This window comes from Dawidia cretensis (assembly GCF_018598175.1).
Classification (GTDB): Bacteria; Bacteroidota; Bacteroidia; order Cytophagales; family Cyclobacteriaceae; genus Ohtaekwangia; species Ohtaekwangia cretensis.
Map to the genome: position 1 here is coordinate 68,769 of NZ_JAHESE010000011.1, position 17,518 is coordinate 86,286.

Here is a 17,518-nt window from a genome sequence, read left to right on the forward strand (position 1 = left end):
AGTTGCAGCAAAAGACCGTTATTGTTTGTTACGTAGTTGTAATAACCGTCGCTAGAGATCCATGAACAAAAAACTATTGATCGTCGGAGGTATAGTTACCGCCGTCGTATTGGCCGCAGGTTTCTTTTTTTTCCGCAAGTCGAGCCAACGCGGTGCCGATGTCATCGTGAATGTCAAACAAGGCACCTTCCGCATCGAGATCGAAACGACCGGCGAGCTCGAAGCCAAGAACTCTGTCAAGATTTTAGGCCCCACCCGTCTGCGGGATTTTAACATCTGGAACATTACCGTACAGGATATTATTGAAGAAGGCACCGTGCTGAAGAAAGGCGACTGGGTAGCCACGCTGGACCGCTCGGAGTTTCAAAAGCGTTATGGGGAAAAGCAGATCGAGCTGGAGAAGGCCAACTCACAATATGTGCAACAGCAACTGGATACAGCGCTTTCCCTGCAACAGGCCCGCGACGAGCTCGTCAACTTGCGGTACGACCGCGAAGAGCGGCAGATCGTGCTGAATCAATCCAAGTACGAGCCGCCGGCTACTATCAAGCAGAACGAGATCGGCCTGGACAAGGCCGAGCGGGCGTATATACAGGCCCAGGAGAACTATAAAATCAAACGGCAGCAGAGCGTGGAAAAGATGCGGCAGATGGGCGCCGAGATGCGCAAGCTGCAAAATGAATTCAGCGACATGATGACCATGATGCAGGCTTTCGAAGTTATTGCTCCGGAAGATGGTATGGTGATCTATGAGAAGGGATGGGATGGCAAGCCGATTCGTGCCGGCTCGCAGATCAATATGTGGGAGCCGTCGGTGGCGAAACTGCCCGACCTCACGACGATGATGTCGAAGACGTATGTTAACGAAGTAGACGTACGGAAGGTGAAGGCGGGTCAGTCGGTAGAGATTGGGTTGGATGCGTATCCGGATAAAAGACTGAAGGGTACCGTAATGCGTGTTGCCAACGTGGGCGAGCAGCGTCCGAATTCCGATGCACGGGTCTTTGAAGTAAGCGTGGAGATCAGCGGCACGGACCCGGCGTTGCGGCCGGCGATGACCACGAGCAATCGCATCGTCGCCCACGTACTGGACAGTGTATTGTATATACCGCTGGAATGCCTGCATAGCCAGGCCGATACGATCACGTTTGTTTTTACCCGCGACGGTATGCGTACTATCAAGCAGGAGGTCATGATCGGTGCGACAAACTCCAACGACGCCGTGGTGCTCGCCGGACTTCCGCGCAATGCCCCCGTGTTTCTGTCGGTGCCTACCGGTATGGAAGACGAGTCGATCTTGCTGTTGAAGGAAATGGAAGGCAAGCGCCGTCGGAATCCAGGCACCCTGGATCGTCGACAAGCGGGTGTACCGTCTGAAGCGCCGAGCGGTCGTCAGTAATATAACCCTTAACCCCCTTGTGTATGTTTCAGATTCCGCCCAGGGTTCTTGCTAATCTATATGTCGCGATTGGTGCCGTGCTGACCAACAAGGTCCGCTCGCTGCTGACGGCATTGGGGATTATCTTTGGTGTGGCGGCCGTGATCGCCATGCTTGCGATTGGCAATGGTGCGCAACAGGAGATTCTGGCGCAGATCAAGCTTGTGGGTGTCAACAACATCGTGATACGCCCCATCATCGAGCAGAAGGAAGAAAAAGTAGAGACGCAGGGCAAGCAAGACAAACGAAAGTTCTCACCCGGCCTCACCGTCCGCGACGTCCGCAACATTGAGCAGAATGTGCCGGGGATTACCATATTAAGTCCGGAGATCATTCTCGATACCCATGTGATTCGCGATGGTGTACGCCGCTCGGCCAAGCTGGTGGGGGTGGAGCCGGCGTATTTCAACGTCTACAATCTGGAGTTGGGAGAAGGAAAAATGTTTAATGCCGACGACCGCATCAACGGTGCCGCGGTGTGCGTTGTCGGGTATTCTATCAAGGCGCGGTTCTTCCCCACCGAAAATGCCCTCGGTAAACGCATTAAAGTGGGCGACCAGTGGCTGACGATAGTGGGCGTGCTGCGCGAGCGCGCCGTGTCGGAGACCAGCCTGCGCAAGTTGGGGATTCGTGACTTCAACATGGATATTTATGCACCACTGCAGTCCGTATTGATACGTTTTAAGAACCGCGACCGGGTGACGCCGAGCATGCAGCAGCGCGACATGTTTCGCAGTGCCGGTATGGTGGTTGCGCCGGCGGCCGACGAAGATGAAGCCACGCGTTTGGAACGGAAGAACTATCACCAGCTCGACCGCCTGGTGGTGCAGGTGGAAGATACGCATCTGTTAGGTCCCACGGCGGATATACTGGCGCGGATGCTGAAGCGCCGCCATTACGATGTTGTCGACTACGAGGTGGAGATTCCGGAATTGCTGCTGAAACAACAACAGCGTACGAATGATATTTTTAATTACGTGTTGGGGGCCATTGCTGGTATATCGTTGTTGGTAGGGGGAATTGGTATAATGAACATCATGCTGGCGTCGGTGTTGGAACGCATCAAGGAGATTGGCCTGCGGCTGTCCATCGGCGCCAAGAAGAGTGATGTTATCCAGCAGTTTTTGTTTGAGGCCGTTATGATCAGTGTCGCGGGGGGAGTGCTGGGGGTGATCCTGGGCGTTTCACTGGCGTATCTGGTTTCCGAGTTTGCGGACATCCCAACCGTTATCAGTTTTGCATCTATTGTACTGTCTTTTGGCGTGGCGGCTACTGTCGGGTTGATCTTTGGTATCGCCCCGGCACGCAAGGCCGCCAACCAGGACCCCATTGCTTCTTTGCGCTATGAATAAACAAACGTTTTGCCTATTCGCCCTTCTGATAGGATTTGCACTTCCCGGCAGCTACGCCCAAAATGCCTATACCCTGGACGACATCATCGCCCGGTCGAAGGCACAATCACCGGTAGCCAAGCAGGCCGACACGCGTCTCGAGACCAGCTACTGGCAATACCGCGTGTACCGTACAAGCTTCAATCCGCAACTGTCGCTGGACGGCAGTTTGCCGAACTACTATAAGAAGGTATCGCAGATCATTCAGGAAGACGGTACCTATCGGTATATCCCTGTGGAGCAGACGAACAACAGCCTCAGCATGGGATTGTTCCAACCCTTGCCCTGGACGGGGGGCACGCTCTCGGCGAATACCAGCCTGGGATACTTTAAAGACTACCATCTCAATACCTTGTCGGAGCAATGGACGGGCAACGTCTTTAACATCAGCCTCGATCAACCGATATTCAGCTTCAACCAGATGCGGTGGGACCGCAAGACCGAGCCGCTGCGCTACGAAGAGTCACGACGCGAATATGTGGAGCAGATGGAGCTGGTGGCGAGCCAGGCCGTGGAGATGTTCTTTAACGTGCTACAGTCACAGATTGGGGTGCAGATCGCCCGGTTCAACCTGGCGAATAATGACACGATCTATAAGATCGAGCAAGGCCGGTATAACATCGGTACCACCTCCCAGGATAAACTGTTGCAGGTAGAATTACAGCTGTTGCGTTCGCGGCAGGATGTGGCGCAGGCAAGCCTGGACCTGGAGACGGCTCGGCTGGAGCTGCGCTCGTACATGGGCTTGCGGGAGAGCGAGTCGTACGACCTGCTATTGCCCGAGATGATCCCTCAGTTTGAGGTTTCGGTCGAAGACGCGCTGAATTATGCCCGCAAGAACCGATCGGCGTTTATAGCGTTTGAGCGACGGCGCCTGGAGGCCGAGCGCGATGTGGCGCAGGCGCGGGGGCAACGCTTTCAAACCAAGCTTAGCGCTACCTACGGGTTAAATAACAATGGTGTTGTGCTGAATGATATCTATACGCGACCTGAGCAAATGCAGCAGTTCAACCTGACGCTCAATGTACCCATTCTGGATTGGGGACGTAATAAAGCCCGCATGCGCACGGCGATGGCCAATAAGAAGCTTAGCGACTATGTCATTTCGCAAGATGAAGTAGATTTTGAGCAGACGGTCATTACACAGGTGCGGAAGTTCGAGATGCTGCGGTTGCAAATTGAAATTACCCACAAGTCAGATGACGTCGCGGCCCAGCGGTATAACGTGGCGCAGAACCGTTACCTCATTGGCAAGATTGATATCACCAACCTGAACATTGCGCTGACCGAAAAAGACGATGCCAAGCGCAGCTACCTGCAAGCGTTAAAATCATTTTGGGTAGCGTATTACGACTTACGGCGTTTAACGTTGTATGATTTTTACAGGAAAGAATTATTGTTTAAAGAAGAGGGACAGGCACAGTAGAAGTGTGAGCATGCGTGTGAGAGCGAAGAAAAACCAGTGTATATATTCGCTCTCACACGCACGCTCGTTTTAGATGCCGATATAGTTGAACGGCGTGATTTGCTTGAGCATGGTCTTAACGGCAGGCTTGATGTCAAGACTGTCGATGAATTGGGCGATGCTTTCCTGTGTTACCTTCTCGTTTTTGCGGGTCAATGCTTTCAGTGCTTCGTAAGGCTTCGGATATCCTTCGCGGCGCAGCACGGTTTGGATCGCTTCGGCTATCACGGCCCAGTTTTCGTTCAGATCGTGGTCGATGGCTGCCTGGTTGAGCTGCACCTTGCCCAGTCCTTTGAGAATGGATTGGAGGGCGATGTAAGTATGCGCCAGCGGCACGCCGACGTTACGAAGGACCGTGGAGTCCGTCAGGTCGCGTTGCAGACGTGAAATAGGCAGTTTTCCGGAGAGATATTCAAAGATCGCACTGGCGTAGCCCAGGTTTCCTTCGGCGTTTTCGAAGTCGATGGGGTTTACTTTGTGCGGCATGGCTGATGAGCCCACTTCGCCGTCTTTGATCTTTTGCTTGAAATATCCCATGGAGATATACTGCCAGGTGTCGCGGCAGAAGTCAATGAGGATGGTGTTGATGCGTTTGAGGTTGTCAAACAGCGCGGCCATGTTGTCGTAGTGCTCGATCTGCGTGGTAGGGTAGCTGCGTACCAGGCCCAGGTGGTGGCAGAACTCTTCTGCAAACTTGTTCCAGTCTACGGTGGGATACGCTACGGCATGCGCATTAAAATTACCCGTAGCACCGCCAAACTTGGCAGCGTGGGGCACGGTTTTGAGCTGGGCGATCTGTTTCTCCAGTCGCACGGCAAATACCAGTATCTCTTTGCCCAGGCGGGTGGGGGAGGCGGGCTGACCGTGGGTAAAGGCCAGCATCGGAATGTCTTGCCATTCTTTGGCCAGGGCGTACAGCCGGTTTTGTACCATGGTCAGTACGGGCAGGTATTCGCGTTCGAGGAAGTCCTTCAGCAGCAGGGGGACGGCGGTGTTGTTGACATCTTGCGAGGTCAGACCGAAGTGTATAAATTCCTGGAAGTCCTGGAGCTTTAAGTTCTCAAATTGCTTCTTGATAAAATATTCCACGGCTTTTACGTCGTGGTTGGTCGTCTTTTCGATCCCTTTGATATCGGTGGCGTGGAACTCCGTAAAATTCTTGTAGATCTTGCGGATGTCCGACAGCATGTGCACCGGGAAGTCTTCCAGCTCGCCAATCGTTGCGGAGAGTGAAATGAGGTATTCGATCTCTACCTGTACGCGGTAGCGCATGAGGCCGAACTCGGAGAAGTAGGGAGTGAGGGGTTTTACGGTTTCGAAATAGCGGCCATCGACAGGAGAGATGGCAGTGAGCGGATTTAATTGCACGGTTCAATAATTAAAGACCAAAATTAAGCTTTTCCTCCTTATTTTTGCGCTGGCGCCGTGAATATGCCGTTTAATACAGGCGGGCACGGTTTTGACCCGGGTATGGCCCGATACCTATTTACCAGAAAGCGACAGACCATGGCATTTAGTTTTTTTAAGAAGGATAAGAAAGAGGAGCCGAAGACCGTAAAAAAAGAAGAGCACCATGCCGGGCCACGTTATTACGACCTTCGCATTAAAAATATTGTTCAGGAAACTCGCGACGCGATTACGATTGTATTCGAGCAAGCTGCGGGCGAGCCTATAGCGTACAAATCAGGGCAGTTTTTAACACTTATTGCGCCGGTAAATGGCAAGGAAGTACGACGCGCGTATTCGTTGTGCTCGTCGCCGTTTGTTGACGCGGACCTGGCTGTTACGGTAAAACGCGTAGACCAGGGCCTGATGTCGAACTGGCTGCCCGATACCCTGCGTGTGGGGCAAACGCTGCGCATCATGGAGCCCATGGGCCAGTTTACGACGGAGTTTGATGCCCAACGCAAACGCCACCTGGTACTGTTTTCCGGCGGTTCGGGCATTACACCCATGATGTCGATTGTAAAAAGCACATTGAACCAGGAGCCTGAGAGCATTGTGTCGCTGATTTACTGCAACCGCGATCATGACAGCATCATTTTCCGGGCTGAGCTGGAGCGGTTGGAAGAGCGCTACGAAGGCCGTTTACAGGTCGTTCACGTGCTGGATACCGCCCCGATGAACTGGACGGGCTATTCCGGCCTGCTGAACCGCGAAATGCTCGTGAAGCTGTTTGAACGCATTCCTTCGTGGGGTGCCGACAAGACGCTGTACCTGATGTGCGGTCCGGAGGGCATGATGAAAAATGTCGAAGCGCTGCTGCATGACCATTCTATTGCCAAGGATAAGATCTTCAAGGAAAGCTTTGTACAAGGCGTACTGGATAAACAAAGTGAAGTTGCACCCGCCGCCCCGGGTAGCGAAGGCAGCAAAACCCGCGAGGTGACGATTCGCTACGATAACCAGGAGTTTAAAGTAACCGTTGCTCCACAGGATACTATTCTGCAGTCTGCTCTCGATCAGGGCATCGACTTGCCGTACTCATGCCAGAGTGGTCTTTGCACGGCATGCCGTGGTAAGGCGCTGTCAGGCAAGGTTAAGCTCGACGAAGAAGAAGGACTGTCGCAGTCGGAGCGTGCAGATGGCTATGTGCTTACGTGCGTAGGCCACCCGCTGACGGACGACGTCGTGATCGAGATCGGCTAGCATTTCGCCGGCCCTGCCTGCTTAATCACAATACGGCAGCGCCCCTTCATCTTTTGCTATTTTTATCAGCAGATCGATCTGTTGCCGAAGAATTCTTTCCTCTGAAAATTCAGCCGGCAGGTTTGTTGGTGCAAAGAATTTGACGTCCTGTACGTCGAATGCCTCGTGTCTTGCGCCGCCGGTGATCTGACAGAGAAATACCATTTTATAGACGTAGTGCGCTTGTGGTGGATGTGGGTGCATCTTCTTGTCGAACACGGCCAGCAGCCTGACCGGTATCACTTCGAAGCCGGTCTCTTCCCGAAATTCCTTTACCACCGTTTCCTTTGGCGTGTAGCCGATGTCAGCCCAGCCACCTGGCAATGACCAGCGGCCGTCGGCGCTTTCTTTTACGAGCAATACTTCACCTTCGGGAGAAAGGGCCAGCCCACGGATATCCACTTTGGCGGTGGGATAGTCGCGGACTGGTGGGAAGGCTTCGAGCAGCGCCGGTATAGGTGTATTGGTGAGTTCGTGCATCAGCTCCAGGGCGATGGCCTGGAGCTCTTGGTATCGTTCTTTGTCGTAGGGATTGTGACCGCTGTACAACAGGCCCACGTCGGCAATGCTCCGGACGCGTTTGGCGAGGTTTAAAAGATTGTCGTGTACCATTGCCCCCCGGTATACGCGGCCGGGAGCCAAAGGTTCATCAGAACGTTAGGGCCAGCTGGACTTTGATCTCGTTGCGGCGGGGGCCTTTGATGGCGTCCAGCCCCGCCCCGATCTCGTCGCGATCGGCATAGCGCGTATGCGCATAACGCAGCCAGGCGCGCAGGTGTCGGGTGAAGGTGTATTCGATCAGCAATACCTGGCGGACGCCTTGTCCGTCGTATACCGGTACCGAGGAGGCGAGCCACACGTCGTTTTCGTAGAGGTACTGCCGGTTGTCATAGTCGTCGGTGTTGAAGAGCGCGTAGCGGGCGGTGATGGTGAGCGGTCCGCGGTCGAGGCGCACGTCCTGGGCCAGGGCAATGCCGTGCGTGATACTGCCGGCGAATGAATAACCACTGCCCTGCAGGCGGGTTTTGAAGCGTAGCGTCCGGGTGACGGCATAGTCGCAAGCAAGTATATAATTTCGTTTGATACCGGCGGATGTGCTATACAGGTTGGTATCCAACGCGGAGAGATTGCGGGTATTTACCTCTTCGCGAAGCTGTGCAAAGAGTGTGGTGGTCTTGACGGGCTGATAGGTGATGCGTATAAACCACTCGTGTCCATTGGCGGGAGTATAGCTGCGGTAGCGGAGGGAGGGGAACCGAAAGAGATCCATATATCCGGTAGCCGATACGCGTCGGTTGAAGCGGTATTTCCACCCGGTATAGAGGCCGCTTTCGTTGCGGGGCTGACTACTTTGACCAAAGGCATGGCCCTGGAGTGTATAATAATCAGCGGCATAGCGGCGGTGGAGTATTGCTATGTCCAAGGCAGGGGTGAGGCTGACGAGCATGCCTGCTATGTGGGCCAGACCACCCGGGAAGGAACGTGCGACCTCGGCAAAAACGGCCAGGTGGGTATAGGTGTAGCGCAGGTGGAGGCTAACGTTTTGGTAGTGAGAACCGGTGAAATAAGATTGATTATAGAGTGTGGCGACACGGGTAACGGGCAGGCTGAAATGCGTATAGGTATACAACGCGCCTGCGTCGAGTCGGCCGCGTTGATACCGTACGGATGCGCCGCCAGTGGTTTGCTGCAAGGCGTATCGTGTGGTAAGCTCGCGCGTGTTGCGGTGCAGGCCGGTGGTGGGGAGGGAGGCGGTTGCCGTGTCGGTCAGGTTGCCGTCGCGTGAGGCCCGGCTACAGAAGGTGGTGGCCGTGGTGTGCCGGTTTAATGCCAGGGTAGTTGCTATACCGCGCAGAAAGCCCGTTTCCTGCGCGGCGGTGTAGGGCCGCAAGCCAACGGCGTTGCGTTGCACGGCAGTGACAGTCTCGGTGCCACGGCCGAGGTTGAAGCCACCGCCGGCCACCAGGCCCTGTCCAAAGTGGAATTGGTAGTCACCCAGCACAAGTTGTTGCAACCGGCCCCGACGTTGTAGCTGGAGGTAGCCGGACAGGTGATCCGGCCCGTATTGCCTGTTTCCGGGGTGCCAGTGAAGCGATTCACCGGGGTCATTCTCGGCCAACAGACCGGCGCGGACGTTGCCTTTACGGACCGTACGAACGCGTAGGGAACGGCGCCCGGCGCTGCCCCGAAATTGTTGGTCGGGCGGCGTGTCGTCACGAAAGCCGTTTCGGGTTTCCAGCACCTGCTCATAGCGCATCAGGACATAGCTTTCCCGCTGGCGCAGCGCCTCGCGCGGTGTGAGGGCTGGCGTGACGGCAGGATGGGCAACGTGCAGATAGTGCGCCAGGTGATACAGGGTTGGAAGATCGAAGCCGGGAACGGCTTGCAGCTCATAGATCGAGAGAAAGTCACCATGTTGGGTACGGTATGTAAGCAAGTCTTGGATTTGCTGCGGCGAAAGAATGCCATAGGCCATCAGGTCGTCGCCCGTGGCGGTATTGAGGTCTGTGGGAAGTGATAATAACTGCACGATGTTTTCTTCGATAGCTTCCGCGGCTTCATCTGTAGAAGGTATACCGGCGAGCTCCTCGGCCAGTTGCTCCGCCGTGATTTCCGGACGTGGGTATTCCTGCGCGACGGTTGTCGTAACGGCCGTGATATATATAATGAGAAGGATGGGTCTCACGGAGTTGTCGGTTGAGAAAGATAATACCCCACAGCCGCCTGGTGGCGCATGCCCAGGCCCGGGAGGTGTTGAAAGGCATAGTCCAGCAGAAAGCGTTGCCGTCGGAAGCCCATGCCGGCAAAGTAGGCGTCGGGAGAGAGGTTAACGCCTGCACGAAAGATGAATGTTTGCTGTACGGTATATTCCAGTCCGGTCTTCCAGGTGGTGGCGTGTCCCAGGTCTTGGGTAGCTTCGGCGGTCCAAAGCACATTTTCGGAAAGGGTTATACCAGTGCCCAGAGTGAGGCGTGTGGGAAGCTGTTCGTTGTTTTCCCGGTCTACGGTGGGTTGAAGCACGTTGTTGATGTACGCGCCTACGAGGAGTTTGGGGGTTAGTTGGGTGATGCCGCCGACGCTCAGGCTGATCAATCCGCGTGTGCCCAGGCCGTCGGCGTGGTATTGTATATAGTGTATGCGGCCGCCGAGGGACGCGATGCCAAGGGTGTTGGCGAAGGCCGCCGTGAGGAGATGCTCATTATAGAGATTGTCGCCGAAGCGGTAAACGCCGGCGCCGATCGTGCCCGCGCTTGTTGGCACGGCGACGACGGCTGCGAGCCGGTTGAACGGGCTGAAGCCGGCGAAGGCGTCGTAGGTGCATGCCGCGATGGGCTTTTGTTGTTTGGCCAGGCCTGCGGGGTTATTGAGGGTAGACCAGGCGTCGGACAGGCAACTGGCGGTATATCCCAGGCCCTGGGCGCGAGCGCCGATGTCGGTGATGGAGCTTTGAGCGCAGGCATGGTACGACCACGCTACGAGGAGGAGTAGCAACGGTTTTTTCACAACGGGAGTTGGTTAAAACGAGTGAGATGAAGATAGCAGTTTTAGGTATTCCGTTGTTTTACCTGGGTATGAGTTTGGTGAAAAAGTTGATTTTTTTTTCGGCGATAGTGTGAAGGCGGATGAATTCAGGTCGGTGGAGGCAGAGGAAAAGCTTATTCGATGCTGATTTCTTTGGCGAGGCCCATGGCGTTGAAACGGATGACCAGGGCGAGGGGGTCGGCCGTGGCGTGCGGGCAGTCCGTTGAGGGCTGGAGGTCGTAGTAGTAGAATTTCTGGTTGCGTTTATAGAGCTCGTTGCGATCGGGGGCACCGAAGACGGATACGATCTGCATTTCGCTCAGGCCGAGGAAGCTTTTTTTCTGCTCATGGAGGGCGGCAACGCCGGCTGCTCGTATGCCCTGGCAGGCATGGCGGTCGGCCTTCCAGGCGGCGGCATCCAGGCCTTCGAGGGAAGGTGTCGGGCGGCTACAGGCGACGGCAGCAACGAGAACAATGACGGGCAGGCAGCGAAAAAGGATACGGTTCATGGGGCAAAGGTAATGCGGGTAGCCCTACCCTTGGTTGGTATAAAAATAAAAAAAGCGATAGTCCATAACCATCGCTTCTCTGTACTGTCGGAGGAACAGCAATTAACTGTTGAAGAGACTTTTCTGCTCGTCGCTTTTGTTCTCTGCAGCTTCCTTGGCGTCGGCAACTTTTTCCTGGATTGCCTCTACGGTGTTGGTTGCCGTTTCGACAATCGCGTCTTTTACTTCGACAGCCTTGGCTGCTGCCGCGCTGCCAATGGCTGCAGCGGTCTCCGTCACATTCTTCGTGATGTCCTTAGCCTTTGTTGCTACCTTGCTCAGGAAGGTCGGCTTCTTTTTGGCGGCCTTCTTCGGGGCTGCCTTTTTCGGAGCGGCTTTCTTGGCGGAAGTGGTTACTTTCTTCGCTGCCTTTTTTGCCGTTGCCGTTGTTTTCTTTGCCGTCTTCTTTACTGGCTTCCCTCCCTTTTTAGCGGCTTTCTTCGCCGGAGCGGCAGCTTTCTTAGCGGTTTTTTTAGCTGACTTAACGGCCTTCTTGGCAGCTTTCTTCGCTACCTTCGCCGCTTTCTTGACAGCTTTCTTCGCTGTTTTCTTTGCAGCTTTCTTAGGAGTTTTCTTTGCTTTTTTTGCCATAGCGGTGAATGTAATTTTTTAGGTACCGAAAAGGTACTTAATTATCTCGGCACTTGAGGAAAAAATCGGGGGATTTCTTTAAACATTTTTACTATGTATGCTTCTCATCGATGTATTACTCCCGATGAAAGTATAGGTGTACTCACTCCCGGGTATGTCATTCAACGGACGAACCATACCTTCAGGCACTCTTTTTATAACATTGGTCAGTATGGTTTCTGAAACATGGATACAGATTATCGGGCTTGCCGCGGGCGTATGTACGGCGGTATCCCTTTTGCCCCAGTTGATCAAGATCATACGGGAGAAGCGGGCTGAACAGCTGTCGCTCTTTTACCTGTTCACCTTGTTGCTGGGCCTTGGATTGTGGACCGCTTATGGTGTTTTGCGTAGTGATCTTCCCATTATCCTGACCAACATTGCCTCGGCGGCGCTCAACATATCCGTCATTATTTTAAGCGTAAAGTATCGTAAACCGCAATCCTGAATGCGGGGCGGCATCATATTTTTCAGGGTCTCTGTCAAAATACAACCCTCTCATGAAAGAAAAAGAGATCAACCTTGAACACGGCTTCTCGCTGATTCAGGAAAAGCTTACCCGCTGGTGGGTATATTTCGTGCAAATGCTTCCCAACTTTGTGTTGGCTATCCTGGCGTTGGTGGCATTTGTTTTCATCGCCCGTTTCATACGAAAATTTGCTCACCGCCTCGTGCTGCGGATGTCCAAGAGCGAGTCGGTGGCAAGCCTGGTGGCCGGTATCGTGTACTCGTTGGTCATCATTTTCGGCATTATGACGGCGCTCGACGTGATGCAGCTGGAGAAAACGGTGTCCTCGCTGCTGGCGGGTGTCGGCATCATCGGCCTTGCCCTGGGGTTTGCCTTTCAGGATCTCACTGCGAATTTTATTTCCGGAGCGTTCATCGCTTTCAAAAAACCTTTTGAGATTGGCCATACCGTGGAGACCAACGGCTTCATCGGCACGGTTCAGGAGATACGGCTACGATCGACAACGCTACGTACGTTTGCCGGTTTGCATGTGATCATTCCGAATAAAGAGATCTTTCAAAAACCGATCATCAACTACTCGCTTACACAGGAGCGCCGCGTGGAGCTGGAGTTTTCCGTTGTCAATACATTCGACATCGCCGTGATCGAGCAGCAGCTCCGTGAGACGCTGGCGCATCCGGGCGAAGGAGAATCAATTCGTAACGTGGAGGTATATTTTTCAGCGATCGACGACCCGAAGATCAAGCTATACGTGGCTTTCTGGACGGACAATAAAGAGCCCCAGGAATATATGAAGGCGCGTCACCAGGCGATCCTGGCAATCTATCGCCTGTTTGCCAAATACAAAATATACGACGTGAAGACCCCCGGCCAGCCCAGCCCGACGCCACCCAAGGCAGGTTAGATCCGCGCCTGGTAGGTGTACAGTTCGAAGTAACGTCCGCTCTTTTCGATCAGCGCGTCGTGACGTCCGCGCTCCACGATCTGTCCGTGCTCGACGACCAGGATCTGGTCGGCCTGGCGAATGGTGCTGAGGCGGTGAGCAATGACAAATGTCGTGCGCCCTTTCATGAGGCTTTTCAGACTTTCCTGTATGAGTGACTCGCTTTCCGTGTCGAGGTTAGACGTGGCCTCGTCGAGGATGAGAATGCGCGGGTTGGCTAAGATGGCCCGGGCAATGGCTACACGCTGACGCTGTCCACCGGAGAGCTTTACGCCACGCTCGCCAATAACGGTGTCGAGTCCGGCTTCAAACCGGTCTGTAAATTCGAGCACGTGTGCTGCTTTGGCGGCGGGCAAGAGCGCTTCGTCCGTCGCCTGGGGACGGGGAAAGCGGATGTTCTCGCGAATGGTGCCTTCGAAAAGAAAATCATCTTGTAACACCACGCCCAGGTTGCCGCGGTAGCTGTTGAGGGAGACGGTAGCCAGGTCGATGCCGTCGATGGTCACCTCGCCCTGTGCGGGGTTCAGGAACGATGCCGCCAGGCCGGCAATGGTGGTCTTGCCGGAGCCGGAGGTGCCGACAAGCGCTGTCACGGAACCCGCCGGAGCATTAAAACTGATGTCTTTCAATACCGTTTTACCTTCTTCGTAGGCAAAGGATACGTTGTGAAAAGAGATGTCGCCTGTGATGTTTTCGATTTGAACAGTACGGATCGTGCCGTCGTCTTCGGGGTCCATATTCATGATCTCCTCGGTGCGGTCCAGTCCGGCAAAGGCCTCTGTCAACTGACTGCCGATGTTGCTCATCTGTACGATGGGGGCGATCATGAAGCCCAGGTATAATGTGAAAGAAAGAAAGTCGCCGGGAGTCATGGAGCCTTCAATGATGCGGTATCCGCTGAGGCCCATGATGCCAATGCTGGCCAGCCCCAGGAGAAACGTTGCCGAGCTGGTGACGAGGCTGGTAGAGGTAAGGGTCTTGCGTACGTTTTCGAAAAGTGATTCTACGCCTTTTTCGAAGGTCTTGATTTCCTGTGCCTCGGCATTAAAGCCTTTGATCACCCGCACGCCGTTCAATGTTTCGGTCAGGCGGCCTGTTACGTCTGCATTCAGCTTGCCGCGCTCGCGGAATATGGGGCGTATTAAGGAAAAGGCTTTGAGTGAAATAAAGCCGAAGATCGCGACCGGAACCAGCACGTAAAACGTCATTTCTGCGCTGATCTTTATCAAGAGCACCAGGGAGATCACGGCGGTCAGAATGCCCCCGACCATTTGTACCAGGCCGGTGCCCACCAGGTTGCGGACGCCCTCGACGTCGGTCATGATTCGCGATACCAGTACACCCGATTTCGTGTTGTCAAAGAAACTGATGGGCAGTCGCAGGATTTGTTTTTGCACGTTGGCGCGCAGCACCGAAATGAGTCGTTGTGCCTCGACGCTGAGCAGGTTGGTCAGCACAAAGGACGTTACCGACTGCACAGTGATAGAGGCTGTTACAATGATGAGCAACCACTTCAACATCTCCAGGTCATGCTTGGCGATGACGTCGTCCATGAGGTATTTCGTCGCGCCGGGCAGGACAAGTCCCGCCATGCGGCTGATGATGATCAACACCAGACCAACAGCCAGTGCCTTGCGGCGTGGCCAGACGATAGTTTTGAAAACATGGGCAATGGATACTTTGTTTTTGGCTTTCGGCTTTGTGGTGGACATGCAGTGCAGGGTTTACTTCAGATGACGCAATGCTAACATAGACGCTAGCCCGGATAGTTTAGTCTGGTCATCGATTTTTTTTGGTGTTTTTTGTCTGCATCTCGTTTGTGCTACAACCTGCAGGCTCAGGCAAACGTTGAGTATTGCTATCTTTACCATATGATGCTCGATTTTCCCGCGGACGGTACCCCCTTTAAGTTGCAATTGTCTTTTCATAGCGTTATTGAAGGGCTCGAGAAGACCGCGCAGGACACTCAACATCCGGAGGCAGCTGCGGCGGCTGGAGACCTGCTGCGCCGGGTGAACGCGGAGGCGCCGGAGCTGCGTGAGGGGATCACGCAAGAGGAGCAGTTGAAGCGGCACGAGGGCCTGATCCGCGAATTGTTGCACGACCTCTTTCCCGAGGCGCTCACTCAAAACGAGATCAAAGCGGTCGGACTGCCTTATTCCAACGTGTTCTTCAATCTTACCGAACGCTTTGGCAAGATCCTGCATGCTGCGGGTCCATCCTTTTCGACTTACATTCGCGACTTCGACGAGCACCAGTTCTATGTCATGAGCTGCTGCATCATACTAAATCAATATTATGGCACACAGCTGGACTTTGGTCCGCCACTGTTCTACGACATTCCTGCGGCGGACGGCGTCATGCGTCATTACCGCATCCTGGCGAATGCCGACTTCCTGGACATCGTGCCTACGGAAAACTCGTTGCCGATTACCCCCGAGGATATTGACTTGCTGCTGAACAACTACCACGACCTGGCGTTGTGGAAAGCAAAGTTTCCGCCGCAAACCTGGTTGTTACGGGGCTTTTCGCTTCTCAACCTGTTCGATGCCACTGTCGAGAGCGCGGTGTCGACCTTCAAGGAAAATCTGTTGGGGCTTTATCACGCAGGCTTCCAGGACAGCACGGCGACGATCTTCCGGTCCATCTACCGTATACCCGACCTGCAAATTGGTTTTACACTCTATACACCTGAAGATGGGTTGTTGTCGCCGTGTGCTTTTGGCAAGCAGATGAAAAGCTTTCTGTTGCCGGAAGGCCAGGACGAGGATGCGCGCGCGGTGTTGGGGGAAGCAGTGTACCAGGCATTGGCCAACGAGAATGTATACGTGGCAGCGTCGGACACGACGGTGTTTCAGGGCACCCAAACGGAGGGGCTCATTGCCGACCGACTGTTATACCGAAATATGAACAGCTTTATTCTGGCACCCGTTGCCAAGAACGGTCAGTTGCTGGGTATACTGGAATTGGTATGTCCCAAGCCTCGCCGGCTGAACAGCATCAATGCCAACAAGCTCGATATTATTTTGCCGTACTTAACGGATACGGTCGAACGGTTGGTGGCCCAATTTCAGAATCAGGTACAAGCCGTGATCCAGGAGAAGTATACGGCGATTCATGGCAGTGTGCATTGGAAATTCCAGGAGGAGGCTGAGCGGTATATCGATGCGCAAATGATTGGGAAAGAATATAAACTGCAAGAAATCATCTTTCCCGAGGTACACCCGCTGTATGGGCAGCTGGACATTCGCGGCTCTTCGGAGGCGCGTAACAGTAGTATTCAACGTGACTTGCAGCAGCAGTTGCAGACGTTGGTGTTGCTGCTGGACGCTATCGGCAATCGTCCCGGCAAAGCGCCGGAGCTTACTTCCGAGGGTCAGACCGTGCGGACGCTGCTGGGCGATCTGGAGGGGACCTTGCTGGCCGATACGGAGCAATACATTCAGCATTACCTGGAAGAAAATATTCACCCGCGCCTGCGCGAGCTGTCCGCGCCCGAAGTCCTGCCGTTTATACAGCAATATTTTCGTGATACGGACAAAGCACAAGGTAGCTTCCACGCCTGGCGCCGCCGGTATGAGAACACGGTAGCCATGATCAATGACACCGTGGCGGGCATATTGGATAGCCGGCAAAAGGAAGCGCAGGCCATTTTCCCACATTACTACGAACGCTTTAAGACCGATGGGGTTGAGCACAATCTGTATATCGGTCCCTGCATTGCGCCGAAACAGGTGTTTGATGTACGCAAGCTGCAAGCGCTTCGGTTGTGGCAACTGCAAGTGCTGTGCGAAATGGAGGCCGCGTATCACCAGGTAAAACCCCTGCTCCGTACGCCGCTGGAAGTGACAACACTGGTGCTGGCGCACCACAGCACGTTGTCGATACGTTTCCGCCTGGACGAAAAGCGCTTTGACGTAGACGGCAGCTATAACGCTCGCTTTGAGATCGTCAAGAAACGTATTGACAAGGCTCATCGCAAGGGTACAAATGAACGGATTACACAGCCTGGGTTTATGACCATTGTATGTTCCAACGACGAAGAGGAACAGGAGTACCGCCACTTCATTGGGCAGTTACAAGCCCGGCGATTGCTGGATGTAAGCGTTGAGCACTTTGACGTGGAAGACCTACAGGGAATTTCAGGCCTTCGGGCGTTGCGGGTGGGCATCGTACACTAAATCCTTTTGCCATTTATCGACGCGATCGGTTGAGAAACTAAAGTTTCCCCAAAAATCACGAATATTCGCCACTGGACCGTATTTTTAAGGTGTAAGTGTATTCTGGACTGAATTGAGGGATGCAATCGGGGGCGCAAACGGAGGGGTAAATATTTCCGACGAAAATCTCATACCTGGCGGTCTGAAACTACTCTTTAAAGATAGGATTATGGAGGTTATAGACGGTGCAAAATGGCCTGTTTA

Annotated in this window: 14 protein-coding genes; 7 read left to right on the plus strand and 7 right to left on the minus strand. The window is 54.0% G+C overall.

Annotated features, from left to right (window positions below; genetic code table 11):
- The first annotated feature begins 61 nt into the window (after nt 1-61).
- The 3 genes from KK062_RS13055 to KK062_RS13065 are packed head-to-tail and all read left to right on the plus strand — an operon-like array spanning nt 62 to nt 4,255.
- Nucleotides 62-1,399, plus strand: coding sequence for an efflux RND transporter periplasmic adaptor subunit (locus tag KK062_RS13055; protein WP_254084746.1), 1,338 nt, complete (start codon nt 62-64; stop codon nt 1,397-1,399).
- 23 nt (nt 1,400-1,422) lie between these two features.
- A complete protein-coding gene (locus tag KK062_RS13060; RefSeq protein WP_254084747.1) occupies nt 1,423-2,790 on the plus strand; it encodes an ABC transporter permease in 1,368 nt (455 codons plus the stop codon).
- Nucleotides 2,783-4,255 carry a TolC family protein gene (locus tag KK062_RS13065; RefSeq protein WP_254084748.1) on the plus strand — a complete coding sequence of 491 codons (1,473 nt, stop codon included), beginning with the start codon at nt 2,783-2,785 and terminating at the stop codon, nt 4,253-4,255. The genes KK062_RS13060 and KK062_RS13065 overlap by 8 nt, the downstream gene beginning before the upstream one ends.
- Nucleotides 4,256-4,324: 69 nt before the next feature.
- Here the strand turns inward: KK062_RS13065 and purB are convergent, their stop codons facing one another.
- Nucleotides 4,325-5,662, minus strand: coding sequence for an adenylosuccinate lyase (purB, locus tag KK062_RS13070; RefSeq protein WP_254084749.1), 1,338 nt, complete (start codon nt 5,660-5,662; stop codon nt 4,325-4,327).
- A gap of 138 nt (nt 5,663-5,800) precedes the next feature.
- Between purB and KK062_RS13075 the strand changes: the two genes are divergently transcribed.
- The gene (locus tag KK062_RS13075; RefSeq protein ID WP_254084750.1) at nt 5,801-6,943 is read left to right on the plus strand and encodes a ferredoxin--NADP reductase; all 1,143 of its coding nucleotides are present in this window, start codon (nt 5,801-5,803) and stop codon (nt 6,941-6,943) included.
- A gap of 21 nt (nt 6,944-6,964) precedes the next feature.
- Here the strand turns inward: KK062_RS13075 and KK062_RS13080 are convergent, their stop codons facing one another.
- The 5 genes from KK062_RS13080 to KK062_RS13100 form a co-directional block, all read right to left on the minus strand.
- A complete protein-coding gene (locus KK062_RS13080; protein ID WP_254084751.1) occupies nt 6,965-7,594 on the minus strand; it encodes an NUDIX hydrolase in 630 nt (209 codons plus the stop codon).
- A 37-nt stretch (nt 7,595-7,631) separates the two neighbouring features.
- Nucleotides 7,632-9,668, minus strand: a complete 2,037-nt coding sequence (locus KK062_RS13085) for a ComEA family DNA-binding protein (protein WP_254084752.1) — start codon at nt 9,666-9,668, stop codon at nt 7,632-7,634.
- Nucleotides 9,665-10,486 (minus strand): PorV/PorQ family protein, encoded by an 822-nt coding sequence (locus KK062_RS13090; protein WP_254084753.1) that lies wholly within the window; start codon nt 10,484-10,486, stop codon nt 9,665-9,667. Before KK062_RS13090 ends, KK062_RS13085 begins: the two co-directional genes overlap by 4 nt.
- A gap of 152 nt (nt 10,487-10,638) precedes the next feature.
- Entirely contained in the window at nt 10,639-11,013 is a 375-nt protein-coding gene (locus tag KK062_RS13095; RefSeq protein WP_254084754.1) for a hypothetical protein, read from the minus strand.
- Nucleotides 11,014-11,115: 102 nt separating this feature from the next.
- Entirely contained in the window at nt 11,116-11,643 is a 528-nt protein-coding gene (locus KK062_RS13100) for a hypothetical protein (protein ID WP_254084755.1), read from the minus strand.
- 211 nt (nt 11,644-11,854) lie between these two features.
- Here KK062_RS13100 and KK062_RS13105 point away from each other — a divergent pair, with 211 nt between their 5' ends.
- Nucleotides 11,855-12,130 carry a SemiSWEET family sugar transporter gene (locus KK062_RS13105; protein ID WP_254084756.1) on the plus strand — a complete coding sequence of 92 codons (276 nt, stop codon included), beginning with the start codon at nt 11,855-11,857 and terminating at the stop codon, nt 12,128-12,130.
- A 52-nt stretch (nt 12,131-12,182) separates the two neighbouring features.
- Nucleotides 12,183-13,055, plus strand: coding sequence for a mechanosensitive ion channel family protein (locus KK062_RS13110; protein ID WP_254084757.1), 873 nt, complete (start codon nt 12,183-12,185; stop codon nt 13,053-13,055).
- Here the strand turns inward: KK062_RS13110 and KK062_RS13115 are convergent.
- Nucleotides 13,052-14,806 carry an ABC transporter ATP-binding protein gene (locus KK062_RS13115; protein WP_254084758.1) on the minus strand — a complete coding sequence of 585 codons (1,755 nt, stop codon included), beginning with the start codon at nt 14,804-14,806 and terminating at the stop codon, nt 13,052-13,054. The two genes, KK062_RS13110 and KK062_RS13115, sit on opposite strands and share 4 nt — an antisense overlap.
- Nucleotides 14,807-14,965: 159 nt before the next feature.
- On the opposite strand from KK062_RS13115, the gene KK062_RS13120 reads away from it, so the two are divergent.
- Nucleotides 14,966-17,275, plus strand: a complete 2,310-nt coding sequence (locus KK062_RS13120) for a hypothetical protein (protein WP_254084759.1) — start codon at nt 14,966-14,968, stop codon at nt 17,273-17,275.
- Nucleotides 17,276-17,518 lie beyond the last annotated feature (243 nt).